21 protein-coding genes and 1 tRNA gene are annotated in these 24,131 nt (G+C 61.2%); 12 read left to right on the forward strand and 10 right to left on the reverse strand.

Translation table 11 applies throughout. The features are described from left to right. The first annotated feature begins 1 nt into the window (after position 1). From RE429_RS25435 to RE429_RS25455, 5 genes are all read left to right on the forward strand, one after another. Positions 2 to 997, forward strand: a complete 996-nt coding sequence (locus RE429_RS25435; RefSeq protein ID WP_414474525.1) for a tripartite tricarboxylate transporter substrate binding protein — start codon at positions 2 to 4, stop codon at positions 995 to 997. A gap of 71 nt (positions 998 to 1,068) precedes the next feature. Continuing rightward, the gene (locus RE429_RS25440; RefSeq protein WP_414474526.1) at positions 1,069 to 2,520 is read left to right on the forward strand and encodes an amidase; all 1,452 of its coding nucleotides are present in this window, start codon (positions 1,069 to 1,071) and stop codon (positions 2,518 to 2,520) included. Between the two features lie 31 nt (positions 2,521 to 2,551). Further along, positions 2,552 to 2,740: a hypothetical protein gene (locus RE429_RS25445; RefSeq protein ID WP_414474527.1), complete on the forward strand. Its 189-nt coding sequence runs from the start codon at positions 2,552 to 2,554 to the stop codon at positions 2,738 to 2,740. 164 nt (positions 2,741 to 2,904) lie between these two features. Then, the gene (locus RE429_RS25450; RefSeq protein WP_414474528.1) at positions 2,905 to 3,651 is read left to right on the forward strand and encodes an SDR family NAD(P)-dependent oxidoreductase; all 747 of its coding nucleotides are present in this window, start codon (positions 2,905 to 2,907) and stop codon (positions 3,649 to 3,651) included. A gap of 86 nt (positions 3,652 to 3,737) precedes the next feature. Beyond that, complete coding sequence (locus RE429_RS25455; RefSeq protein WP_414474529.1) at positions 3,738 to 4,811, forward strand: AbrB family transcriptional regulator; 1,074 nt, start codon at positions 3,738 to 3,740, stop codon at positions 4,809 to 4,811. Positions 4,812 to 5,068: 257 nt separating this feature from the next. Here the strand turns inward: RE429_RS25455 and RE429_RS25460 are convergent, their stop codons facing one another. The 8 genes from RE429_RS25460 to RE429_RS25495 form a co-directional block, all read right to left on the reverse strand. Continuing rightward, positions 5,069 to 5,980 (reverse strand): ribokinase, encoded by a 912-nt coding sequence (locus RE429_RS25460; RefSeq protein ID WP_414474530.1) that lies wholly within the window; start codon positions 5,978 to 5,980, stop codon positions 5,069 to 5,071. A 41-nt stretch (positions 5,981 to 6,021) separates the two neighbouring features. Beyond that, positions 6,022 to 6,468, reverse strand: coding sequence for a ribose 5-phosphate isomerase B (gene rpiB / locus RE429_RS25465; protein ID WP_370434868.1), 447 nt, complete (start codon positions 6,466 to 6,468; stop codon positions 6,022 to 6,024). 65 nt (positions 6,469 to 6,533) lie between these two features. Further along, the gene (locus RE429_RS25470; RefSeq protein WP_414475922.1) at positions 6,534 to 7,325 is read right to left on the reverse strand and encodes a transporter substrate-binding domain-containing protein; all 792 of its coding nucleotides are present in this window, start codon (positions 7,323 to 7,325) and stop codon (positions 6,534 to 6,536) included. A 34-nt stretch (positions 7,326 to 7,359) separates the two neighbouring features. Then, entirely contained in the window at positions 7,360 to 8,115 is a 756-nt protein-coding gene (locus tag RE429_RS25475; protein WP_414474531.1) for an amino acid ABC transporter ATP-binding protein, read from the reverse strand. A 1-nt stretch (position 8,116) separates the two neighbouring features. Continuing rightward, on the reverse strand, positions 8,117 to 8,785 hold the full coding sequence (locus tag RE429_RS25480) for an amino acid ABC transporter permease (RefSeq protein WP_414474532.1): 669 nt from the start codon (positions 8,783 to 8,785) through the stop codon (positions 8,117 to 8,119). 9 nt (positions 8,786 to 8,794) lie between these two features. Continuing rightward, the gene (locus tag RE429_RS25485) at positions 8,795 to 9,478 is read right to left on the reverse strand and encodes an amino acid ABC transporter permease (protein WP_414474533.1); all 684 of its coding nucleotides are present in this window, start codon (positions 9,476 to 9,478) and stop codon (positions 8,795 to 8,797) included. A gap of 16 nt (positions 9,479 to 9,494) precedes the next feature. Next, positions 9,495 to 10,397: an NAD(P)-dependent oxidoreductase gene (locus RE429_RS25490; protein WP_414475923.1), complete on the reverse strand. Its 903-nt coding sequence runs from the start codon at positions 10,395 to 10,397 to the stop codon at positions 9,495 to 9,497. A gap of 26 nt (positions 10,398 to 10,423) precedes the next feature. Then, positions 10,424 to 11,176: a FadR/GntR family transcriptional regulator gene (locus tag RE429_RS25495; protein ID WP_414474534.1), complete on the reverse strand. Its 753-nt coding sequence runs from the start codon at positions 11,174 to 11,176 to the stop codon at positions 10,424 to 10,426. 533 nt (positions 11,177 to 11,709) lie between these two features. On the opposite strand from RE429_RS25495, the gene ilvA reads away from it, so the two are divergent. The 5 genes from ilvA (at position 11,710) to RE429_RS25520 (ending at position 19,135) form a co-directional block, all read left to right on the forward strand. Further along, the gene (gene ilvA, locus RE429_RS25500) at positions 11,710 to 13,266 is read left to right on the forward strand and encodes a threonine ammonia-lyase, biosynthetic (protein WP_414474535.1); all 1,557 of its coding nucleotides are present in this window, start codon (positions 11,710 to 11,712) and stop codon (positions 13,264 to 13,266) included. 561 nt (positions 13,267 to 13,827) lie between these two features. Then, the gene (locus tag RE429_RS25505) at positions 13,828 to 14,487 is read left to right on the forward strand and encodes a cold-shock protein (protein ID WP_414474536.1); all 660 of its coding nucleotides are present in this window, start codon (positions 13,828 to 13,830) and stop codon (positions 14,485 to 14,487) included. Positions 14,488 to 15,099: 612 nt separating this feature from the next. After that, positions 15,100 to 15,948 carry a lysine/arginine/ornithine ABC transporter substrate-binding protein gene (locus RE429_RS25510; protein ID WP_414474537.1) on the forward strand — a complete coding sequence of 283 codons (849 nt, stop codon included), beginning with the start codon at positions 15,100 to 15,102 and terminating at the stop codon, positions 15,946 to 15,948. A gap of 416 nt (positions 15,949 to 16,364) precedes the next feature. Continuing rightward, positions 16,365 to 17,351, forward strand: a complete 987-nt coding sequence (locus RE429_RS25515) for a formylglycine-generating enzyme family protein (RefSeq protein ID WP_414474538.1) — start codon at positions 16,365 to 16,367, stop codon at positions 17,349 to 17,351. Positions 17,352 to 17,455: 104 nt separating this feature from the next. Then, the gene (locus RE429_RS25520; RefSeq protein WP_414475924.1) at positions 17,456 to 19,135 is read left to right on the forward strand and encodes an arylsulfatase; all 1,680 of its coding nucleotides are present in this window, start codon (positions 17,456 to 17,458) and stop codon (positions 19,133 to 19,135) included. Positions 19,136 to 19,352: 217 nt separating this feature from the next. Here the strand turns inward: RE429_RS25520 and RE429_RS25525 are convergent. Together RE429_RS25525 and RE429_RS25530 are read right to left on the reverse strand one after the other, a co-directional pair. Further along, positions 19,353 to 19,429: transfer RNA gene (locus tag RE429_RS25525), tRNA-Arg, on the reverse strand. Positions 19,430 to 19,739: 310 nt separating this feature from the next. Next, positions 19,740 to 20,711, reverse strand: a complete 972-nt coding sequence (locus RE429_RS25530) for a LysR family transcriptional regulator (protein WP_414474539.1) — start codon at positions 20,709 to 20,711, stop codon at positions 19,740 to 19,742. Positions 20,712 to 20,881: 170 nt separating this feature from the next. On the opposite strand from RE429_RS25530, the gene RE429_RS25535 reads away from it, so the two are divergent. Both RE429_RS25535 and RE429_RS25540 read left to right on the forward strand, forming a co-directional pair. Further along, the gene (locus tag RE429_RS25535) at positions 20,882 to 22,354 is read left to right on the forward strand and encodes a M81 family metallopeptidase (protein ID WP_414474540.1); all 1,473 of its coding nucleotides are present in this window, start codon (positions 20,882 to 20,884) and stop codon (positions 22,352 to 22,354) included. Between the two features lie 81 nt (positions 22,355 to 22,435). Then, positions 22,436 to 24,118 carry an amidohydrolase gene (locus RE429_RS25540; RefSeq protein WP_414474541.1) on the forward strand — a complete coding sequence of 561 codons (1,683 nt, stop codon included), beginning with the start codon at positions 22,436 to 22,438 and terminating at the stop codon, positions 24,116 to 24,118. Positions 24,119 to 24,131: the final 13 nt, after the last annotated feature.

Below are 24,131 nucleotides of genomic sequence, written 5' to 3' on the forward strand. Positions count from 1 at the left end.
GATGCAGAAAGACGTGATCAGAAGGAACGGGCGTATGGTCGCGGCCACGGCCTTGGCGCTGCTGCTTGGTTCGGCCGTGAACGCAAATGCCGAAGGAGAGTGGAAGCCCACGAAGGCAGTCGAGATCGTGGTCGGTTCGGCCGCAGGCGGAGGAAACGACAGGTCCGGACGCACGATCCAGAAGGTGCTCAGCCAGGACAACATTGCCGAGAGCGTTGTTCTCAACAAGGTCGGTGGTGGCGGCGGCATCGCTTATGGCTATGTCAGCCAGAAGAAGGACCCGCATTTCATTGGCATCGCCCAGGGCGGGATCATGAGCAACCACATTAGCGGTCGTGGCAATCTTGACCCTCTCTCCGACGTGACACCCTTAAGCTACCTGGGGCATGAAGCTGTTGCCATCGCGGTCCGGGCGGATTCTCCCTATAAGAACATCTCGGAGTTCCTGGACCAGCTCCAGAAGAATCCGGCTTCTCTCAGCATCTCGGTCGGAAGCGACAGGGGCGGGACCAACCATAGCGGCATCGCGCTGCTGGCCAAGGCGAAGAGCATCGATCCCAAGCAGCTTAAAATCGTGATCTTCGGGGGCGGCGCCGAGTCCGTGACGAATCTCCTCGGCGGTCACATTGACGCGATGTCGCAGCTTCAGAACAACGCCATCCCCCACCACCAGGCCGGAACGTTGCGGATCCTTTGCCTGACGTCGGACCAGCGGATCGAGGCTGTGCCGGACGTTCCGACCTGCAAGGAGGAGGGATACGACGTCGTTGCGTACAACTGGACAATCGTCATCGGCCCCAAGGGCATGACACCGGAGCAGATCTCGGGCTGGGAGCAGATCCTCAAGCGCGTGCATGAGCACGGGACGTGGAAGGAAATGATGAAATCGGTCGCGGCGATCAACGAATACAAGGGCGCGCAGGACGCATCGGCATTCCTGGCGGAGGATTACAGGCGAGCCAAAGGACTGATGATCGAGCTCGGCTTGGCGAAATAAGTCGCAGAGCCGCCGGATGGCCTCGATGCCCCGGCGGCTCGCACAACCGTGAAACGAGGGAAGCAGAAAGTATGGTCTCGACCGATGTAACCTACCTGACGGGCAGCGAGCAGGCGCGGCTGATCAAGGCGCGGCAATTGTCGCCTGTTGAGTTGATGAAGGAAACCCTCAATCGCATCGATCGCTACGACCCGGTTCTTCGAGCGTGGATCACCGTGGATCCCGACCGGGCCTTGAAGCAGGCCCGCGAGGCCGAAAGCGAAATCATGGCGGGGACGTATCGCGGCATGCTGCATGGGTTGCCGTTCGGTGTGAAGGATCAGATGCACGCCCTTGGCTTCCCGACGACGCTGGGCACCAAGGTCATGGACGAAAGCGAGATGGTCCCACCATATGACTCGACCGTGATCAAACGGCTCGCCCAAGCCGGAGCTATCCTGATCGGCAAGCAGAACCAACATGAATGGGGCAAGGGCAGCACGATCGTGTTTCCCTATGGTACCCCCCGCAATCCGTGGAACCCGGATTACGATGCATCCAGTTCGTCGACAGGGTCGGGGATTGCTCCGGCCGCCGGTCAGTGCAGCTTTTCGATCGGTGAGGATACCGGAGGATCCATCCGTGGGCCAGCGTCCTGCAACGGTGTCGTAGGCTTGCGCCCCACGTTCGGCCGAATTAGCCGCCATGGTGGCGTGATGGCGGGCTATACGAGCGACACCTTCGGGCCTCTGGCGCGCTCGGTCGAGGACATCGCTGCGATTATGGAGGTCGTCAGCGGCCACGACCCCAGCGATGTTCTCTCGAGTCCACGCCCGGTGCCTCCCTACACGAAGCAGCTGGACGGCGATTTGCGGGGTATGAAACTCGCCGTCGTGCGGGAGCTGGCTTATGGACAGGGGGTCGATCCCGAGGTTCGTGCCGCATTCGAGGTCTCACTCGATGTTCTTCGAGGGCAGGGCGCGACGATCGAAGAGATCTCTCTTCCATTGGCCAAGCACGCGGTAGCGTTGCAGATGCTGACGACCGACGCAGATGTGGCCTCCTGGTTTCTCGCGAACTTCCTGCGGGACCGTTATGAACGCTTCGATAAAGGCACCCGGACGCGCCTGGTCGCCTCCAGCCTGATACCGGCGACGGTGTATCATCGGGCCATGCGGGCCCGCACGATCGTTCGCGCGCAGGTGCTCGACGCGATGCGCAGATACGATGCTCTGCTTTCACCCACGGATGTATTCCCGCCTAGGCAGATCGAGGAGGCTCGCGAGAGAATCACAAACCGTGCAGACGTGCTTCCGAAGCTGATCATGCGCAGAATCGCCCATTATCCATTCAGTCTCTCCAACGTGCCGGCGATGTCGGTTCCCGGAGGATTCTCGTCCAAGGGGCTGCCGCTATCACTGCAGATCGCGGGACGACCATTCGGCGAGGACCGAGTCCTCAAGATTGGCTACGCCTATCAGCAGGCCACCGCCTGGCACCGGCGCCACCCCGATCTCTCTGCCACATTGGCGGCCGCAGCATGAACGGATGATAGACAAGGAGACGATGATGGACTTGAGCATAGACCAGCTTCGCGTTCTAACGCAGCTTCAGGGCCTGAATGTGCCCGAGGAGGATTTCGAGAGCATCGCGATCCGTCTCTCTACGTGGCTCACCGCGATGGAGGATATCGAGGCCGAACTCAGGCCGCTGATCAATGCGGCGGAGCCTATTCCTCCGGTGTATCCAAGAGAGGAATTCTAGAGCATCGAACGTGAAAAGTGGATTTGCGCTTTTGGGATTCTCTCCGATGCTCCCTCCTAGAGGAGCGCATCGTCCTTGCGGAAAACCGGGTCCACTTTTCGCTCGTGCGGACCCGGCGGGGCGGCTTCCATCCCGGCACCGCTCACCCATCAAGAGAAACGGATATGAACGGACCCCTCGAAGGAAAGGTCGCTGTCGTCACGGGCGCGGCGAGGAATATCGGCCGGGCGATCGCTCTGGCGTTGGTCGAAGACGGCGCATGTGTCGTCGTCCATGCCCGGTCGTCGCGGCAGGACGCCCAGAATGTTGTAGACGAAATACGGGATCGAGGTGGTCGAGCCTGCCTCGCCTTGGCGGAACTGGGCGATCAGAGCCAGGTCGAACGTCTGTTCGATGACACGGTAGCCGAATTCGGGCGTGTCGATCTGCTTGTCAACAATGCCGCAATCCGGAAGGAGACCCCTCTCGGCGATATCAGTTACGCCGAATGGCGCGAGGTCGTTGCCAGCATTCTCGATGCGAGCTTCCTGTGCGCTCAGGCTGCAGCGAGACGCATGGAGTCCGAAGGACGTATCGTCAATATCGGTGGCATGACTGCTCATTCCGGCGCCGCCGGGCGAACGCATGTCGTAGCGGCCAAGGCCGGTCTCGTCGGGCTGACCAAAGCGCTTGCCGTCGAACTTGCCGCGCGGAGGATCACGTCGAACCTTGTGGTCCCTGGCCGGATCGCGACCAACCGCCAAGAAAGTGGCCTCGTCGAGCCGTCGCACCATGCCTACCATCACTCGCCACTGGGCTTCGAGGGGTCCGCGGCGGACGTTGCGGGCATGGTCCGTTATCTTTGCGGGCCGGGTGGACGCTACGTCACGGGACAGACCATCCATGTCAACGGCGGGATTTACTTGCCATAAACGGGGCATCGCGCGGCCGTTCGCGGGCAGGAGGAAGGATGCGAAATCGGGCACGATCGGACCTCACGTCGTTCAAGAATAACAATATGGGGGCAGCGGTAACTCTGCTGATCTCTGTTCTGACAGGTTATCTTGCGTCCCGGGCCGGCATCCCGCTGGCATGGGTCCTCGGGCCTTTGATTCCGACGGCCGCTGGCGCCGTTCTCGGAGTGCGCGTCTTCGCGCCGAAACAGGGGCGCCAGTTGGGCCAACTGGTGGTTGGAACTTCCATCGGCCTTTCCCTGACAGTGGCCTCGGTTGATCTCATCGCATCCTGGTTCCCGGTGATCCTGCTGACGTCTGTCGCCTCCGTCATTGTCACGGCGCTCATGTGCGTGCCATTCAGCCGCGTCGCTCGGATCGATATTGCTACCGCCTACTTCTCGCTCACTCCGGGAGGACTGTCCGAGATGGCAAGGACCGGGGAGAAGGAGGGCGCCCAGAGCGAGCCCGTCGCTCTCTGCCAGACGATCCGTGTCGCAGTGCTCGTCTGTCTTATGCCATGGCTCCTCCTCACATTCGGGGCTGATGGAGGTCTTGCGCAGATCGTGGACCGCGCCCAGCTTCCCTACTGGGAGCTTGGTCTCCTGCTCGCATTCACGGCCGCCAGCGCCTGTATCATCCGCCAAACCGGGGTTAACAACCCGTGGATGATTGGTGGTCTGATCGGCTCAGGAATCCTCTCTGCATCGGGACTCGTCGAGGGGCGGGTCCCTTACGTTCCCTTCGCGCTTGGCCAGTTCCTGATTGGGATCTCGATCGGCGCTCGGTTCAGACGGGAGAATCTCGCCAAGCTGCCGCGGGTTGCCATTGCATCCTTTGCATTCATCCTCATGAATACGGCAGTGCTGCTCGGTTACGCCTATCTGGTGCACATCGCTACAGGCATCGATCTGTCTACCATGGCCTTGTCGTCCTCACCCGGCGGCCTAGCCGAGATGGCGCTTACCGCTCAGGCACTGCATCTGAGTACGGCGCTGATAACGTCCTTCCATGTCATTCGGTCATTCACCGTCAACGCATTCAGTCAGCATTTCTACCGCCTGTTCCGGCGCATCAGGCTGTTTGACGGCATCGGAAATCTCCTGGACCTGGCCCAACGCCGACCTTGTGGTCGATGACCGCAGCGGGAGTTGAATCCGATGCTCCCAGGATAGAACAGCGCATCGTTCTTGCGGAAATCCGCGTCCGCCTTTCGAACGCGCGGCTCGCAGGGTCCGCGCGATGCGCTGGAGCATCGAACGCAAAAGTGGGTATCGGGTTTGCGTGAAATGCCGCCGCCTCTCACCTGAAGAAGCGCAACGCATGGCGCGGAATCAGGGTCACGGCCACTGCCAGGACCTAAGTCGAGCCAGCATTCTCAGCGCCCATCTTTCGCTCAAGCGGTTCCGATTTGATCACGCGTCGGCATGCCGGCCTGAGCGCCATGGGCAAGGCAGGTGAGCGATGCACCGTGGCACGCTCGCTCGAGAGCCGTCGCGAGGGGAAGAGCCTCGTCGAGGGCGCTGGCCAAGATGCCGACGAAGGTGTCACCGGCTCCCGTCGTATCGACGGGCTGGATCGGTTTCGCTTCGACCCTCTCGCGTTGCCCGTCGGGATGAAACGCGAAGGCTCCGCGCGCACCTGCCGTGACAACGCAAATGCAGCCGCGTTCTGACAGGAAGGCGCCTGCCTCCTCGAAGTTGCCGGCCGTGCCGCCGAGACGTTCCGACGCTGTGATGGCTTCATGCTCGTTGACGACGAAAATATCGGTTTCGTCAATCAAATCGGAGAGATCTTGCGCCGGGAATGTCGGCGGGGCCGGTGCGAAGTTCCAGATCACCCGCCCGCCCGATTCCCGCACCTGCCTGGCGACATTGAGGGATGCCGAGAAGGGGACTTCCATTTGAAGAACCGCGATCGTCGATGCATCGATCCGGAACCCGCGAATCTGGTCCTCGGTCAAAGAAGTATTCGCTCCACTGGCGACGGTGATTGCATTCTCACCGTGCTCATCGACGGTGATGAATGCACATCCGGTCGGTTCAGAGCCGGTGGCAACAAGATCAGCGGCGACACCGTTGCGAACAAGGTTGTCGCGTGCAGATCGCCCAAAAGAGTCGTCGCCGACGCGAGCCGCCATCGCCACACGATGCGGTAAGGAAGCGCGTGCGGCCGCAATTGCCTGGTTCGCGCCCTTTCCACCGAACACGATTTGATAACTAGGGGAAAGGACAGTTTCGCCCGGGCGTGGAATCGCAGCAACGCGCGCAACAAGATCGATATTGACGGAACCGAAAACAAGGATCATGTGGCACGCGCTCCCTTTGAAAATTTAGAGGTTGGTTGCTGTCAGCCTTCGGCATCCATCGCGTGGAGCTTCTCCACGCGGCGGCGGCAGTCCTCATCGGTGGAGAAAGTCGCAGAAAGATAGGATGAGACGAGATCCTGCGCGAGCCACGATCCGACGATCTTGGCGCCGATGCACATCACGTTGACGTCGTCGTGCTCGACCGACTGGTGTGCCGAGTGGATATCGTGGCAAACAGCCGCGCGTATCCCTTTGACCTTGTTGGCCGCGATCGACGCGCCCACACCCGTTCCGCAGACCATGATGCCGCGCTCGGCTTCGCCGGACTTCACTTTTTGAGTCAGTGCGCGGGCGATGTCCGGGAAGTCGACAGGTTTGTCATCGAATGACCCGACGTCGATGACCTCATGCCCGAGTGTCCGGACGTGATCGATCACCGAATTCTTGAGGGACCATCCGGCGTGATCCGACCCGATTACGACGCGCATTGAAGAGCCTTTCTCTTATCTTTGAAGGGTGAGTGGTGCCGAAGCACCACTCGAATTCTCAGGAATTACGTCCGCATTTCCGGCGGAAGCTCGCTGCCGTGGAACTTCTTGTAGATCTCGTTCAGCTTGCCATTCTTCAGGTTGACCGAAATCCATTCATTCAGCTTCTCGATCAGGCGCGGCTCGCCCTTGCGCACGCCGATGGCAAGATCGAAGGTGCGAATGAGGACCTTCGGCTCGAACGTGCGGGTCGGGTTCTTGACGCCGATCTGGTTGGCAATCGTCGCCGAAGTCGCAACGCAATCCGCCTGTCCGGAGACGGCGGCCGTTACCATCGTGGCATCGTCGTCGAAGCGGGCGAGGGTGAGATTCCGATCCTTCATGTTCGAAAGCTCGGTATCCTGGGTCGTGCCACGGGAAACGGCAATCGTCTTGCCCTTCAGGTCCGGCCAGTCCTTTGCCTCGACACTCTTCAGGCATGCAACGACGGATTGCAGCGCTGCGTAGGCCTTGGTGAAGTCGATCACCTTTGCGCGCTCCGGCGTAACGGACAGAGTCGAGATGATGATGTCCGCCTTGTTGGTCTGGACGTTCGGAATACGGGTCGCACCCGTGGTCTGCACGAACTCGAGCTCAAGCCCCAGATCCTTCGCGAGAAGCTGAGCCGTTTCCACATCCGATCCCGTCGGCTTGAGATTGGCGTCCATCATGCCGGAGGGCGGGATCGCCATGTCGGTTGCGACGCGAATCTTCTTCGCATTCATGATGTCGTCAAGAAGGTCGGCACGTGCAGCCGTCGTGCCGAGAGCCACCATGCAGGTCACTGCGACCGCCGCAGCGGAAAGTGGGCGCTTCATCATTATCGTTGTCTCCCTAAGTCCTGGTTGTCGTTCAGAGCCCTGTGCCAACGAACTGGGCGAGTTCCGGAGTTGCGGGCGTGGTCAGGATCGCAGCAGGTCCCGTCTCGTGGACCTTGCCGCGGTGCATGAACACGACCCGATTGGCGATACCTCTGGCAAATCCCATCTCGTGCGTGACCATTACCATGGTCATGCCATCCGCAGCGAGCGCCTCGATGACTTTCAGAACCTCGCCGGTCAGCTCCGGGTCGAGGGCCGAGGTCACTTCGTCGAACAGCATCACCTTGGGCTGCATGGCAAGCGAGCGGGCGATCGCCGCGCGTTGCTGCTGGCCGCCGGAAAGCTGTTCGGGATACTGGTGGAGCTTGTCTTCCAGACCGACCTGAGTCAGGACGCGCCGCGCCTGTTCCTTCGCCTTGGCCTTCGGGATGCCTTTTACGGAGCAGGGGGCGAGCGTGATGTTCTCCTCGATCGTGAGGTGAGGAAACAGGTTGTAGCTCTGGAAGACGATGCCGACATCCTGACGCAGAGCTCTCAGGTCGAGCTTCGGGTCGCTGACGCGATGACCGCATACGTGGATCTCGCCGCTGTCGATCGTTTCGAAGCGATCAATGCACCGCAATGCGGTGCTCTTGCCGGAACCGCTGCGTCCGATCAGGGCGAGGACCTCGCCGCGTCCGACCTCGAAACTGACACCGTCGAGCACTTTGAGCGTACCGAAGCACTTGTGCACGCTCTTGAGGGAGACGACGGGCAATTGTGTCGTTTCGTTCGAAATCCTGTGCATGTCAGACAGTCCCGAGTGAGAGGCGGGTAGGGCCGCCGCGCTTTTCCAGGCGACGGCTGATACGCGAGATCGGATAGCAGAGGGCGAAATAGATCACGGCGATGATGGTGTAGATCAGGAACGGCTCGAACAGCGAGTTGTTGATGATCTGCCCGGATCGCGCGAGTTCGACGAAGCCGACCACCGACGCCAGGGATGTGTTCTTGATGATCTGCACCATGAATCCGACGGTCGGAGGCGTTGCGATCCGGATTGCCTGTGGCAGGATGACCTTCATCATCCGCTGGGCGCGGCTAAGGGCAAGTCCTTCGGCCGCTTCCCACTGTGGTCTCGGCACGGATTGGATGCTGCCGCGCCAGATCTCGCCCAGATAGGCTCCGACATAGATGGTGAGCGACGCGCCCGCGGCCGTCAGAGGGGAAACGGTCAAGCCCAGCGTCGGCAGCCCGAAGTAAGTCAGGAACATGATGACGAGAAGGGGCGTCCCCTGGATGAGCTGGACGTAACCCGCGCTGAGAAGCCGGATGGCCCTGTTCGGTGAGATACGGCAGAGGGCGATGATGAACCCGGCGATTCCGCCGCCCAGCAAACCGATGAGAGATAAGCCGACCGTCCACAATGCTCCGTAGCCCAGGAACATGAGGTGATTGGCATTCAGCGAGCCGCTCATGATTCCTCCTTACAAAGGGGTGCCAAGGCGCCGGCGACGCGGGAAGATGACAAGTCCAAGCAGCCAGAACCCGGCACGCATGATCAGCGACAGAACGATGTAAACCAGTGCGACCAGGATGTAGGTCTCGAAAGCACGGTAAGTGTCGGACTGGACGTAATTTGCAACCGCGGTCAGTTCCTCCGCCGATATCTGGGAAGTGACCGACGAGGCAAGCATCAGCAGCACGAACTGGCTCGTCAGGGACGGATAGACCTTCTCGATCGCCGGCCACATGACCACGTGCCAGTAGATCTGAGTGCGGGACAGGGCAAGGCCTTCCGCCGCCTCGATCTGCCCGCGGGGAATGGAGTCGAATCCTGCGCGGATGATTTCGGTCGTGTATGCGCCGACATTGATGGTGAGTGCGGCTGCCGCAACTGCGAACGCTGAGAATTTCAGCCCGAGGCTCGCCAAACCGAAATAGACAAGGAAGATCTGAACCAGAAGCGGCGTGTTACGGATCGCCTCGACATAAATATCGCAGATCCTTGACGCGACCGGATTGCGACTGCGTCGCCCGATGGCGCCCAGAACGCCGATGGCGGTGCCCAGCACGGTTGCGATCAAGGCGAGTTGAAGGGTGAGCAGCGCCCCATCGAGGAAGGTCGGCCATCGCTCGATGATCGTTGCAAAGTCCAGATTGAGGTTCATGCCTGCCGATTCCTCGTCAGGTTGCCGTTTGACCGGTCATCCGGTCGTAAACGCGGAAAAGAGCCTGGTTTCCGTTCGCGCCCTCGCCGTGGGCGCGCGCCTCGACGTATTGGGAGGTCACAAGCGCCGTTCCCGGCAGCGGGACAGAAAGCGAAAGGGCCTGCTCCTGAACGAGACGCAGATCCTTGAGCATCAGGTCGATCCGAAAGCCCGCGGAAGCATCGCCGGCGATCATCGCGGGACCTAGTTTATCGAGCATCCACGATGCGGCCGAACCGCCGAGAAGCACATTCCGGAGCTGGTCGAGGTCGACGCCAGAGGCGCGGCCAAGCGACAGCGCTTCGCAGATTGCCTGGAGATTGATCGCGCACACGAGCTGATTGCAGAGCTTGACCGTCTGCCCGGCTCCGGCCTCGCCCACATGGGTAATTGTCGTCCCCATGGCTCGAAAATACGGCTCGGCGCGCAGGAAGGCGTTCTTGTCGCCTCCGACCATGATCGAGAGCGAGGCATTCTTCGCGCCGACGGGGCCGCCTGACACAGGCGCGTCGAGGAACGCGACGCCCGCAGCTCCCAGGTCGGCGTGCATGCGCCGGACTGCAACGGGCGAGATCGTGCTCATGTCGGCGAAGAGGCGGCCGCGTGGCGGCGATGTCAGGAGCCCGCCTTCGCCGTAGACGATTTCTTCGACCTGCGGCGTGTCCGGGAGCATGGAAATGACGATATCCGCGTGCCGCGTGGCGTCCATCAAGTTCTCGGCTGCCGTTGCGCCGTGGGAGCGCAGGTCATCGACGGCATCCTGGCGGACGTCGTAGGCGCACACGGCATAGTCCGCCTTGAGCAGATTGAGGGCCATCTCGCGCCCCATCGTCCCCAGTCCGACAAACCCGACTGTTCCCCTATGGCCTCTTCGTTCCATCATGGCGTCTCGCTCTCGTCCTGTTATCATAGAGGATTCCGGGAACCCGGTTCACCGATGGCCGCTCGGCGCCGGAAGTCGTCGCCGATTGCGAAATGCTCGCGCATGACCTTCTCTGCATGCTCTGGATCGCGCCCGACGATGGCGTCGAAGATGCGGCGATGATCCTCGATCAGGTAGGTCTTCATCGTATCGAAAACCTGGAGGAGTTCTCGTCGCCCCTGGTGGGAGCGCATCAGGATCCCGGACATGGAATCATGCAGGACGGTGAGCGTCTCGGATTTGCCCGCCATCACGACGGTGCGATGGAATTCGAAGTCGGCTACGCCGCCGGCATCGGCGTCATCAATGGTTTCGGTGATGCGCGCGAGCGCTTGCTGGAGCTTCTCAAAATCTGCGACGGTGGCCCGCTCCGCGGCAAGTCGGACGGCTTGGCATTCAATCGCGATGCGCGCCTGCATGACATCGTCGATGACCTCGGACTGCTGTGCGAACGCGAATGTGAAGAAATCGTTGAGAACGGAAAGGTCCGGACGGCGAACGATCGTCCCGACGCGGTCGCGGATTTCCACAACCCCGAGAACCGTCAAGGCACGCAAAGCCTCGCGCAGGATAGGCCGGCTCACGCCGAGCTGCGCAGCCAGATCGCGTTCAGGGATAAGCCGATCGCCCGGTCGCAATGAGCCTGCGAGCAAACGCTCGCGCAAGAAGGCAAAAACCTTCTCAAACCCTTTGCCGCCGCTCTCCCTGAGCCGCGTGATTTCGAGATCAGCGGACATATCTTTATCTTACCGTGGTCAGACCACAATACATACCACGGTTTGCCAGTCAAGCATAGCGGTCGGTGTAATCCCTATGGCGGTAGGATCGCATCCAGGAGAGCATCCCGATGCCCAAACGCAGGCGAGAGGAAAGCGCGGATTTCTGTCATTAACGATAGGGCTGGGCGTGTCGCCAGACGTGCCTTGCCATCCATAGGGGCACTTGTTGCGACATCGGCGGCGCTCTCGGGCCGGGTGCTCCCCCCTGGAGGAGCGCATCGTTTGAACGGACCCGAAGGGCCACGTTCGGGAAAACCGGGGCCACTGTTTCGCACGATGCACGAGCCTATTCTGCGGTGACGAGGGTCGCTACGGGCGCTGACGAGATTTCGTTCGGCCCTTTCAGCATGTTCATCGTCGCTCGATTCCTATAATGCTTTGCATTCGCTTCATGATCCGCTTTGCCGCGAAGCGTTGGAAGCTCTTGTTCCCGTCTGCCTCACCGAATAGGAAAGGCAGCGGCAGGTGCAAGTCACGGGAGCGTATCGGACGTGCAGGACTACATACGAAAAATTTTGGCTGCCCGGGTTTATGATGTGGCGATCGAGAGTCCCCTTGATCCGATGAGGCGCCTGTCGCAGCGGCTCGGCAGCCCGGTCTGCCTCAAGCGCGAGGATCTCCAGCCGGTCTTTTCGTTCAAGCTCCGCGGGGCCTACAACCGGATGGTGACTTTGGCGCGGGAAGCTCTCGAGCGCGGAGTCATCTGTGCCTCAGCCGGCAATCATGCCCAAGGGGTTGCGTTGGCGGCCCAGAGGCTGAATGCCAAGGCGACGATCGTCATGCCGCGGACTACGCCGGCGATCAAGGTTCAGGCGGTCAAAGGACTGGGCGGCCGCACGGTGCTCCATGGCGAGAGCTTCGATGAGGCCTATGCCCATGCCCGGCAACTCGAGAGCGAGAAGGGCCTGACCTTCATTCACCCCTACGACGATCCGGATGTCATCGCCGGACAGGGCACGATCGGGATGGAGATATTGCGCCAGCATCCCGGTCCGCTTGAGGCTGTGTTCGTGCCGATTGGAGGAGGCGGGCTTGCCGCTGGCATTGCCGTCTATACCAAGTTCTTGCGCCCCGACGTGAAGGTGATCGGGGTCGAACCCGAGGACGCTGCCAGCATGGCGGCCGCGCTGGCAGCGGGGGACAGGGTCATCCTGAACCAGGTCGGCCTTTTTGCCGATGGAGTAGCCGTGCGGCAAGTCGGCGAGGAAACCTTCCGGCTCTGCCGTGAGCTCCTGGATGAGGTGATCACCGTCAGTACAGACGAGATCTGCGCGGCCGTAAAGGACATCTTCGAGGACACCCGAGCAATCGCCGAGCCCTCCGGTGCCGTCAGTCTCGCTGGGTTGAAGAAGTATGTGGAGCGCGAGGGCACGCGGACACACGGACTGGTCGCCATTAACAGTGGCGCCAACATGAACTTCGACCGGCTCCGCCACATTGCGGAGCGAGCGGAGATCGGCGAGCATCGGGAGGCTTTGCTGGCTGTCAGTATTCCCGAGCAGCCGGGCAGCTATCGTCGGTTTATCCAGCTGTTGGGCAAGCGCTCCATCACCGAGTTCAACTATCGCTACGCCGACCCTGGTGCGGCACAGATCTTCGTTGGCGTACAGCTTGCGGAAGGAGATCTGGAAAAGCACCAGATCATCGGGATCCTGCGGGAGCAGGGTTATCCTGTGCTCGACATGAGCGATAACGAGATGGCCAAATTGCATGTGCGCTACATGGTTGGCGGGCGGGCCCCTGGACTGGAAGACGAAGTGATCCTCCGGTTCCAATTCCCCGAGCGGCCCGGCGCACTGCTCAAATTCCTCAACGGACTCTCCGGCGCCTGGAATATCTCGCTGTTCCATTACCGCAACCATGGAGCCGATTATGGACGGGTTCTGGCCGGTATTCAGGTCCCGCTCGCCGAACGGCCATTGTTGAAACGCAGCCTGGATCAGCTCGGCTATCCATATTGGGACGAGACGGGTAATCCTGCCTATCGCGGCTTCCTGAGCGGCGGCGGACTGGAGAGCAACTCTCACCCCATGAGGAACTCTTCATGACGGATCATAGCGCATCGTGCGCAACAGTGGCCCCGGCTTTTCGCAGGAACGATGCACCCTGTCCAAGCAAGAAGGGAGCATCGGATGGAACCTCGAAACGGCAAATCCACGTCCCGCGTCCGATACTTTCGTGAAGCGCCGGATCCGTGATCCTGTAGAGGAAAGCCTTCCCTTCGGGCGCCGCCCAGGTCTCGGCCGAGTGAACGCTGAGGCGGCCAGAGTGAGACATAGGGGAGGAATGAAGACGCTCCCTCATTCCCGCTTCGACCTGCCATCGCACGCCTGCTGAAGACATCAGCAACCAGCCTGTGGATACCTCACCGAGGGGGCGTGGTCCGGCCAGATTGGCTCCCACTGTTGGGCTGTTCTGTCCCGGCTAAGGGCCGGGGACCAGGCATCCCCGCAGGGATGGCAACATTATTTCGCTTGGAGTAACCATGATGAGCGCGCCAAATCCCCCATCGGAAGCTATCGTCTCCTTGCGTTGAAGGGATATGAGCGATACGTCTGTGTTCCGCACGTTAACGTGTTCCCGCTTACTAAAGACAGAGGATGCTCCTGATGGGTCGGGGCAACGAACATCGTGATCGTCGACGTCAGTTCGGCGCTCAACCCGCAGATTCCTGGGGCGAGTACGCCCCTCCGACATCGTACGAGCGACCGGCACGACAGCAGGGAAGTTCCTACGGCACCGGCACCGGCAGCGAAGCCGAAGCCCGCGTCAAGTGGTTCAATTCCGATAAGGGATTCGGCTTTGTCGAACTGACGGATGGCTCCGGTGAGGCATTCCTGCACATCAGGCAGGTCGAGGCCGCCGGCCATTCGGCTCTGGAGCCCGGAACGACGCTGCTGGTGACGGTTGGTACAGGTCAAAAGGGTCCGCAGGTGACGAACGTCCTCAGTGTCGACGCCAGCACGGCCACAGTTGAACCGCCTCGACGTGCAACGCCGAGCAGAGCAGGTCAATCGGGTGGGATCGCACGGCAGGGTGCGAGCCGTCCCGAGCCTCATGCCGCGACAGTGCCGGGTGCGGTAAAATGGTTCGACCCGGCGAAGGGGTATGGGTTCGTCACCGTTGAGGGCGAGAGCAAGGATCTATTCCTGCACATCTCCGTCGTGGAGCGGGCAGGGCTTGGGGGGCTGGCGCAGGGGCAGCCGGTCCGAGTCGCCATTGTGGAAGGCCGCAAGGGGCGCGAGGTCGGGGCAATCGAGGCCACCTGACCGATCTTCCGCCGTCTCAGGCATAGACCTCTCGAGGAGCAGGGTGGCGAATATCCACGTCGATCCTGCTCCACGGACGCGAGAGCCCGGGCCGTAGGATTCTCGCCTCTGAAAAGAGGTCGGGCATGCCGCTAATCTGAGTTTCCGGTCTGGCGTGGATCACGCCGCTGAGATCCCATTCAGCTGAATGGGATATAATGTGATGTCGGTGGAGAGGTATGGGGTCGGCCGGTAGCTGAGGTCCGTTGCTGCCTGACAAATCGGCCCGCGCCATGTTCTGAGATATCATTACGCCAGTAAGCCCTTTGACGAGATTTCGTCATAGGTTCAGCAAAAGCATCCGTTCCCTTCCTGATCCTCTCATGGCATTAATCCACCATACGTCGCGCTGGGGCTCAATGGCGCTGTCATTGGACTTGGATATTGCAAGCGCTAGAATAACGGCCAGCCTCGGCATCAAGCAAAAGGCCTCGACATCGCCGCGTGAGCACTCCACTCGCCTGAATTGAAGGATAGAGCGAGGCATATGGAATCCGACGGCGACGCGTCTGGAGATCGATAGTCCGAGGCAGCTTCTACTCTAAGATGAGTTTCCGATCCGGGAAGATTTCAATGAAATGCATGAAGATACTAAGCGTTGCCCTTCTCTCCGCAGCACTCGTCGGCGGCCCCGCGACGGCTCAGGACCGAACGGTGAAGATTGCCGTCGAAGGGGCCTATGCCCCATGGAATTTCACGGGGGCCGGCGGAAAACTCGAAGGCTTCGAGATTGATCTTGCCAACGATCTCTGCACCCGCATGAAAATGACGTGCGAAATCGTTGCTCAGGATTGGGACGGTATGATCCCGGCACTGAATGCCAAGAAATTCGACGCGATCATGGATGCAATGACGATCACGGATGAGCGCCGGAAGAGCATCGCCTTCAGCGACCGCTATGCGGACTCTCCCAACGGCTTCCTTGTCGCCAGCGACTCTCCGCTCGCCAAGATGCCTGGGACGGGACAATCGTACAATCTCTCCAGCCAACCTGCCGAGGCTGAAAAGGCCATCGAAGCCATAAAGCCTCTGCTGAAAGGCAAGACCATCGGTGTGCAGGTCTCGACTATTCAGTCGGCCTTCGTTGACAAGTATCTCAAGGACAGCGCGGATATTCGCGAGTACAAGACCGTTGAGCAGCACGATCTCGACCTTGCCGCCGGCCGGTTGGATGCCGTCTTTGCGGGCGCGACGCAGATCATGGGTACGCTTGAAAAGCCCGACTTCAAGACCGGATACGCGCTTGTCGGACCCTCTCTCACCGGCGGGGTGCTCGGGGGTGGGATCGGTATCGGCTTGCGGAAAGACGACACCGAGTTGAAGGTGAAATTCGACGAGGCCATCCATGCTGCCATCGCAGATGGAACTGCCAGAACGCTGTCGATGAAGTGGTTCAAGGTTGACGTGACGCCGAAGGGCTAAGGCCTGTTACGCAACCAGTCGAGGCTATCGGCGACGTGGAGAGCCGAGACAGCTTGTCGCTGTCTTGTCGGTGGCCACCGGCGGCCAGTCCGTGAGCCGCGCCCGGAGGTTCTCGATGCGATAGCGCCCGTGGCAGGCGGCACGATCGTAGAGGGGCCAGGATTGCCGCAAGACGATCGGGATCGGCACCTCATCTTTGGCTAAGGCTCGGAGGGTGAAGGTCACACCGCGGCCCGCCTGCCCACTATCGTGGCGATCATCGGAGCGTGCCGGTCCGCGCGTTTCCACACAGACTTGCTGAGTAACCCGAATTCTCAATTCGCTGTCCTGTTAGGTCAAGCACGAGCCCCGGCTTTGGGTATGTTGGGACGCTGGCAAATCCGTTTCCCTGTCCCGTTGCCGAAAGCATCGCTGACATGACGCCGACCAAATTCGGATCCGCCTCGATCCCCCATCGGACCGAGCCCTTGCATCCCGGCATGGTGTGGATTCCCGGCGGCAGGTTTCGCATGGGCTCCGATCGGCATTACCCGGAGGAGGCGCCCGCCCATTGGGTGACCGTCGATGGATTCTGGATCGACCGCACACCAGTCACCAACCGGCAGTTCCGCGAATTCGTTCGCGCAACCGGCTACGTCACGGTTGCCGAGGGGCAGCCGGATCCGAAGGATTATCCGCGGGCCTTGCCGCATATGCTCAAGCCCGGTTCGCTGGTGTTCAGCCCGCCGAACTATCCGGTGAATCTGCGCGATTGGGGACAGTGGTGGGCGTACATCTTCGGCGCCAGTTGGCGCCGGCCCCATGGGCCAGGCTCCTCGATCAAGGGGCTGGAGGATCATCCGGTGGTGCATGTCGCCTATCGGGATGTCGAGACTTATGCAGCGTGGGCCGGCAAGGACGTGCCGACGGAGGCCGAATGGGAATTCGCAGCCCGTGGCGGGCTGGATTGCGCCGAGTTCGCCTGGGGCGACGAGTTCACGCCAGGTGGGCGCCACATGGCCAATACGTGGCAGGGCGCATTCCCGTTCCAAAACACGCGCGAAGACGGGTTTGAGCGGACCTCACCGGTCGCGACCTACCCGCCCAATGGTTATGACCTCTCCGACATGATCGGCAATGTCTGGGAGTGGACGCTGGACTGGTACGTCCCCAAGCATCCCGCCGATGCCGCCAAGTCCTGTTGCATTCCTGCCAACCCGCGTGGTGGGCAGGAGGGCCAGAGCTACGACCCGTGCCAGCCGGAGACCCGGATTCCCCGCAAGGTCGTCAAGGGGGGCTCGCACCTGTGCGCCCCGAGCTATTGCCGTCGCTACCGGCCGGCGGCGCGCCACCCGCAGCCGGTCGACAGCTCGATGAGCCATGTCGGCTTCCGCTGCACTATCAGAGAGAGGAGCACCCCATGAGTCATGATCGTGCGTTCTCAGCGACGACAGGCGGCAGACACCACCTGTCGCGCATCCGGACGAGGGCAGTTCTGATCGGGGCCACGGCGCTGATTTCGGCGACGATGGCCATCCCGGCTCTCGCTCAGGCGCCGCAACAGCCGCAACCGCCGCAGCAGCAAAAGCCCAACATCCTCTTCATCATGGGCGACGACATCGGCTGGATGCAGCCGAGCATCTACCATCGCGGCGTGATGGTCGGGGAAACGCCCAATATCGACCGGATCGGCCGGGAAGGCGCCATGTTCACGGATTATGTGGCCATGCAGAGCTGCACGTCCGGCCGCAACGCGTTCTTCACAGGCATGTACCCCTTGCGCACCGGCATGATCCCGCCGCAACTGCCCGGCAGCCCATCATACCTCCAGCCCGGCACGCCGGCACTCGCCAAGTTCCTGCTCGATCTCGGCTACACGACCGGAGAGTTCGGAAAGAATCATCTCGGCGACCACACGGCGGCGCTCCCGACCGCGCACGGCTTCCAGGAATATTGGGGCTATCTCTACCACCTCGATGCCATGCAGCAGGTGAGCTTCCCCGACATCAACAAGAACGCCAACACCCAAACCGTCGCCCCGCCCTGCCGCAATACGCCGATCCCCGGCATCGCGGAGGTTCCCGGCGCGGTGGATCCCAAGACGACAGTCTGTCTCACGCCGCCGCGCAATGTCCTTGCCTGCAAATCCTCCGACGGCACGGAACGGAACCAGATGTGCTCCGACGAAGGGCCGCTGACGCTGGAGCGTTCGAAGACCGTGGATGAGGAAATCTCGGACAAGGTCGTCGACTTCCTCGACCGCAACGATCCCAAGAAGACCAACAAGCCGTTCTTCGTCTGGTACAACCCCGCCCGCATGCACGTCGTGACCGTTCTGCCGCCGAAATACGAGGCCATGGTGGGCGAGCGTGGCGGCAAGGATTGGGGCGTCAACGAAGCCGGCATGAAGCAGCTCGACGATAATGTCGGCGTGGTGCTCAAGAAGCTGGAGGACATGGGCCAGCTCGACAACACCATCGTCGTGTTCACGACCGACAACGGCGCTGAGGCGATCAGCTTCCCGGATGGCGGCGTCACCCCGTTCAAGGGGCAGAAAGGGGAGGCCTGGGAGGGCGGCTATCGCGCACCGATGGTGATCCGCTGGCCAGGGGTCATCAAGCCTGGGACCGTCAAGAACCAGCTTTTCGCTGCGCTCGACTGGTTGCCGACCCTGGTCGATATCGCAGGCGGACCGAAAGGCGACGGTCTGAAGCAGCAGATCGAGGGCGGGCAGTATCCCGGCATCGTCAAGACGACGCTCGACGGCTTCGATCAGCGTGACCTCCTCGAGGGCAAGACCGACAAGTCGGCTCGCGACCACTTCTTCTACTACTCGGGCGCGACACCATCGGCGGTGCGCTACAAGAACTGGAAGATGTACTACACCATGTCGCAGCCCGGGCCGGCCGGCTGGATCATGCCGCTCGTGCCGTTCCACTTCACGCTGGTGCAGAACATCAAGCGTGATCCGTTCGAGCAGGCGGTCGGCATCGATCAGAAGACGGCAATGAGCCTCGGCGGTGCCCTGGGCAGCCCGTCGACCGCATTCCAGTACGACTGGAACATGCTGCCGATCGGACAGCAGCTCTGGCTGCAACATCTCTCGACTTATGAGAAGTTCCCGCCCTTGCAGGCTCCCGAGAGCTACAACCTCAGCGGCATTCTGGCGGAGGTCAAGAAGGCCAATGCCAGCCACGCGAGCGACTAGCGCATCGTGCGGACCCGGCGGGCCGCGCGAGCGAAAAGTGGACCCGGTTTTCACGAGCGTGGCGCTTCGGGTCGCTGACGCGGCCCGAAGGGTCCGCTCGAACGATGCGCAGTTCTATCGTGGGAGCATCGGAGTCAATCCCAAAAGTGCAAGTCCACTTTCGGGTTCGATGCTCTGGTGTCGGCAGACGGAAGAAGATCGAATTTCATGCAGTCAATGGCGCGCCCGAAAGGATTCGAACCTCTGACCCCCAGATTCGTAGTCTGGTGCTCTATCCAGCTGAGCTACGGGCGCGTGCTGTCCCTTGCCACTAGCTGAAGACGATCCGGAAGGAAACACATTTTTTATCGTCATCCCCGCCAAGCAGGACCTGCTGAAGCGTCGATGGACCGCGTTTGGTGTTCGAAGGATGTGATCTGTCCGAGCATGAACCCGCCTTGCGAATCGCGCCTCCCGATTATGACTGGCCCGATGCTCCCTTCTTGGAAAGAGCGCATCGTTTGCTGCGAGAAACCGGTTTCCACTTTTGCGTTCGATGCTCTAGGATCCCTTGCCGATCCTCTCGCACTCGATCGCGCTCGGGGCCTTCGTCGCTGTCACCTGATCAGATGTCGGGGACCTTCCCCTTGTTTTGACGCGATGCGAACCGGGCAGCGACTCTCTCGAGATTGTCCTCCAGTTGACGTTTCCCATCCTTGATGGCCTCTATGCAGTTCTCCGCAAAGGCGTTCAGAGGCTGTGGGCTGACCGCACTCTGGTTCCGGTGCAAGCGCACCATATAGGGAACAGAAAACGAAAGGCGGCGCATCTCCACACCTTGGTTGAGGCAATGCATGGCGCTGATCGGGTTGATGATCGACACTCCAATGCCTTGCGATACGAGGGAGCAGACGGCGGCCGCCGTCGATACTTCCATTGTCAGGTGACGGGTGACCCCATGCTCCCTGAAGACATTGTCGAGGTTGCGCCGATATGTATCGTCGGCTGAGAAGTAGATGAAACTGACGCCTTCAAAATCGGCGGGAGAAAGGACGGACTTCCGGGTGAGCGGATGCCCCTTCGGCAGAATGCAGACCTGCTCTCCGGCGTCGATGCTGACGGACGTCCAGCCTGTAAAGCCGAGATCGGCCTCCACGATGCAAAGATCATAGTGCTGAGCCGATACGCCGGTGGTCGTCACTGCGTTGCCAAGGGCGAAGATGCTCAGGCGTATGGAATCGTTCGCCTGGAGAAAGTCTCGGCATAGAGGGGGCAGAAGAGTGGTGCTGTAAGCGGGCATGCACACGATCTTGATCTGGGCGGACGCGTTCGCGCGGATGGCTTCGGCGGTTCTCTCGATCTCCTCCAGCCCGATAAACGACCGGCGCACTTCCCCGTGCAACGAAAGAGCGGCCTCCGTCGGAACAAGAGACCTGCCTTTCCTGGCGAACAGAAAAAACCCGAGATGGCGCTCGAACTCCTTGAGCTCTCGGCTCACGGTCGGCTGCGAGGTGCGCAGGACCGCGGCAGCTTGCGTGACACTGCCCGATGACATGACGGCGTGGAAAATCTCGATGTGGCGAGGGGATATTGTCACACTTCTTCGGCTCCTATATCAAAAATGAATGTATTGAGCAGAAGTTGATATTTGAAGAATTATTTCGCCTTTGTCACCATTCCTCCCAACAGGCTGCATCAGGCCGCCTGGGAAAGCTGGGCGGGCCGGAACCGACAGGTAAAAGCTCCGGGCCCGTGGGGAGTGAAAAAATGACGAAGTGCGTTCTTGTGGCCGAATTCATGCACGAGACGAATACGTTCAGTGTGCAGGTCACGGACGAAGACGCCTTCAGGAACAGTTGCTGCTATCTCGATGACGAGGTTCCCGGCGCGTTCGCCGGTACGCGGACTTCGATGGGCGCCGCATTCGAGGCGGTGCAGAAATTCGGCTGGAGAGCGGTCCACCCCATCGTCGCCTCCGCCAATCCGTCCGGTCGTGTGACCGATGCTTTCTTCGACGCCGTGTCCGAGCGGATCCTGAACGCCTGCAATGGGGTCGACGGCATTTTGTTGCACCTGCACGGATCCATGTCGACACAGTCCCATGACGACGGGGAGGGGGAGCTTCTCGCCCGCATCCGCTCGCGGGTCGGCGTTGATATCCCGATCATCGCGGTGCTGGATCTGCATGCGACGGTGACACAAAAGATGGCGGATAACGCCAACTCGCTCATCTCATACCGGACCTACCCGCATATCGATCAGTACGAGCGGACCTGGCAGGCCGCGGAGCTTCTCGAAAAAGCGCTGTCGAAACGGGCTACCCCGCAAGTCGCAGTTGCCCGCCGCCCGATCCTGTATGCTCTGGATGGCGGGCGCACCACGTCACCGCCCATGATGGAGCTCCTGCGCCGGGGCGATCAGATCGAGGCCGAGGGCCGAGCCCTCGTGGTCAGCATTCAGGCGGGGTTCTCGTCCGCCGACGTCCAGGACATCGGCCCTTCGATCGCCGTGACGGGCAACGATCGCTCCTCCGCCCAAGCCATCGCCGATGAGCTCATGGATTACGTGTGGGATCAGCGGAAGTTCTCGTCTATCCATTTCACCCCCTTGGACGAGGCCATCGCTCGGGCGAAGTCAGGCGAGGCCGACGCGACCAAGCCCCTCATTATTGCAGACTACTCCGACAATCCCGGCTCCGGTGCCTATGGGGACGCCACCAACCTTCTCAAGGCCGTCTTGGATGCCGATCTTCAGAATGTCGGATTCCATGCGATCTGCGACCCTGAAGCCGTTCTGCGGGCACAGGCGGCCGGGGTCGGCAATCGCGTGACGCTTCAGCTCGGCGGGAAGGTCGATCCGACCATGGGCGGCGGGCCCCTCGAGGTCACCGGCCATGTAGTTGCGATCACGGACGGCTCGTTCATTGCCTACGGTCCAATGGGGGGCGGTGCCCGGCGCAACTATGGCCTGAGCCTGCTGTTGCGGGTCGGCGGCGTAGAGATCATCGTGATCAGCCACAACGGGCAAGCGACCGATCCCGGGCAATTCACCTCATTGGGCGTGGATCCGACGCGGAAATCGACCCTCATCGTCAAGTCCATGCAGCATTTCCGCGCGGCCTTCGAGCCGATCGCGCGCGAGGTTCTCGAGGTGGACACGGGCGCCTTATCGACACGCAACTTCAGGGAACGGCCCTATAAGAAGGTCAGGCGCCCGATTTGGCCTCTGGATGAGATCTGAACCCTGTGGTTTGATCCGGGAGCTTGGCCTTTCAATCGAGGAAGATCGCCTGGGACATCGGGCCACAAATGGGGACAGGGAATGAGCATTTCTGGTGATCGGTCGCGTGCCGCCGGTTCGACGAAGCCGGACACGACGTGGCCCAAGGCCGATATCATCCTGAGGAACGGTCCGATCTGGTGCGGCCGGGAAGAGGGTGTCGTCGAGGCAGTTGCGATCTGGCGGGATCGTATTCTCGCCACGGGCCGCGAAGCCGATATCGCAACACTCGCCGGTCCGTCGACACGCACCATCGACCTCGGAGGGCGCCTCGCGACGCCGGGTCTCAACGACTCGCACCTGCACCTGATCTCCCTCGGGCTCATGATGGACTGGGTCAATGCCAAGCCATCCTCGGCTGCGACGCTCGACGCTCTCCTTGCGGCGATCGGCGAGCGAGCGGCAAAGGCGAAACCCGGCGAGTGGATCCTGGCGCGCGGCTACGACCAAACGAAGCTCGACGTGAAGCGGCATCCGCACCGCGATGAGCTCGACCGGGTCAGCCCCGACAATCCCGTGATGCTGGTGCGAACCTGCGGGCATGTCTCCGTCTGCAATTCGCGTGCTCTGGACCTGGCTGGAATTGACGAGGCCTCGCCGACACCGCCCGGCGGGCTCATCGAGCAGAGGGAGGGCCGCCTGACGGGGCTTCTGGCCGAAAACGCCCGCGCACCGGTCTGGGCCGTCATCCCGCCGCCTACGGAGGACGACCTCGTCAACGCCATCGAGCGCGGCGGGCGTCATCTGCTCTCGTACGGCATCACCAGCTGCATGGATGCCGCCGTCGGACAGCGCGGCGGCTTCGGCGAGATTGCGGCCTATCACCGGGCGAAGCGCGAAGGCCGGCTGCCGGTACGAACCTGGCTGGCCCTCCTGGGCGATCCCGACACGTCCATCGTCCCCCAATGCTACGAAGCCGGTCTCGTGTCAGGCACAGGCGACGACATGCTCATGATCGGAGGAATCAAGTATTTCCTCGATGGATCGGCGGGCGGACGCACCGCCTGGATGTCCGAGCCCTATCTCGGCGACGACAAAACGACCGGCGTTCAAATGATGCCGGACGACGCGTTGAACGAACTCGTCATGGATGCTCACGCAAAGGGATATCAGCTGATCTGCCATGCCATCGGCGATGCGGCCATCGAGCAGCTGATCTCGGCCTATGAGCGTGCGCTCTCGGCCCTGCCCGATCCGGACCGGCGGCATCGCATCGAGCATTGCGGCTTCTCGACGCCCGCCCAGCACGAGCGCATGATCAAGTCCGGCATCTATCCCTGCCCGCAGCAGGTCTTTATCTACGACTTCGGCGATGCCTATGTGTCGGTTCTGGGAGAGGAGCGAGGCCTTAAAAGCTATCCGTTCAAGACTTGGATGGATCTCGGCCTCAGGCCCGCCACGGGCAGTGATGCGCCGGTCTGCGAGCCGAACCCGTTTCCGAACTTCTATGCCATGCTGACCCGCAAGACGTGGAAAGGCACCGTGATGGATGCGAGCGAGCGGGTATCCATCGAGGAGGCCCTTCAAGCCTACACGGAATTTGGAGCCTTCTCGCAGAAGATGGAGAATGTGAAGGGGCGCATCGTTCCCGGACAACTCGCGGATATCGCTGTTTTTTCCCGTGATCTTCTGAGCGCTACGCCAGAGGATATTCTTGACAAGACACAATGTGATCTTACGATCCTGGGAGGTTCGATCGTTCACGATCGTCTTGGCGTCAGCTAAAACCATAAAGGGA

It is taken from the genome of Microvirga sp. M2 (assembly GCF_047497095.1).
Taxonomy (GTDB): domain Bacteria; phylum Pseudomonadota; class Alphaproteobacteria; order Rhizobiales; family Beijerinckiaceae; genus Microvirga.

Coding starts and splice junctions, on each gene's coding strand:
- RE429_RS25435 (WP_414474525.1), top strand. CDS start 2: ATGCAGAAAGACGTGATCAGAAGGAACGGGCGTATGGTCGCGGCCACG.
- RE429_RS25440 (WP_414474526.1), top strand. CDS start 1,069: ATGGTCTCGACCGATGTAACCTACCTGACGGGCAGCGAGCAGGCGCGG.
- RE429_RS25450 (WP_414474528.1), top strand. CDS start 2,905: ATGAACGGACCCCTCGAAGGAAAGGTCGCTGTCGTCACGGGCGCGGCG.
- RE429_RS25455 (WP_414474529.1), top strand. CDS start 3,738: ATGGGGGCAGCGGTAACTCTGCTGATCTCTGTTCTGACAGGTTATCTT.
- RE429_RS25460 (WP_414474530.1), bottom strand. CDS start 5,980: ATGATCCTTGTTTTCGGTTCCGTCAATATCGATCTTGTTGCGCGCGTT.
- rpiB (WP_370434868.1), bottom strand. CDS start 6,468: ATGCGCGTCGTAATCGGGTCGGATCACGCCGGATGGTCCCTCAAGAAT.
- RE429_RS25470 (WP_414475922.1), bottom strand. CDS start 7,325: ATGAAGCGCCCACTTTCCGCTGCGGCGGTCGCAGTGACCTGCATGGTG.
- RE429_RS25475 (WP_414474531.1), bottom strand. CDS start 8,115: ATGCACAGGATTTCGAACGAAACGACACAATTGCCCGTCGTCTCCCTC.
- RE429_RS25480 (WP_414474532.1), bottom strand. CDS start 8,785: ATGAGCGGCTCGCTGAATGCCAATCACCTCATGTTCCTGGGCTACGGA.
- RE429_RS25485 (WP_414474533.1), bottom strand. CDS start 9,478: ATGAACCTCAATCTGGACTTTGCAACGATCATCGAGCGATGGCCGACC.
- RE429_RS25490 (WP_414475923.1), bottom strand. CDS start 10,397: ATGGAACGAAGAGGCCATAGGGGAACAGTCGGGTTTGTCGGACTGGGG.
- RE429_RS25495 (WP_414474534.1), bottom strand. CDS start 11,176: ATGTCCGCTGATCTCGAAATCACGCGGCTCAGGGAGAGCGGCGGCAAA.
- RE429_RS25505 (WP_414474536.1), top strand. CDS start 13,828: ATGGGTCGGGGCAACGAACATCGTGATCGTCGACGTCAGTTCGGCGCT.
- RE429_RS25510 (WP_414474537.1), top strand. CDS start 15,100: ATGAAATGCATGAAGATACTAAGCGTTGCCCTTCTCTCCGCAGCACTC.
- RE429_RS25515 (WP_414474538.1), top strand. CDS start 16,365: ATGACGCCGACCAAATTCGGATCCGCCTCGATCCCCCATCGGACCGAG.
- RE429_RS25520 (WP_414475924.1), top strand. CDS start 17,456: ATGGCCATCCCGGCTCTCGCTCAGGCGCCGCAACAGCCGCAACCGCCG.
- RE429_RS25535 (WP_414474540.1), top strand. CDS start 20,882: ATGACGAAGTGCGTTCTTGTGGCCGAATTCATGCACGAGACGAATACG.
- RE429_RS25540 (WP_414474541.1), top strand. CDS start 22,436: ATGAGCATTTCTGGTGATCGGTCGCGTGCCGCCGGTTCGACGAAGCCG.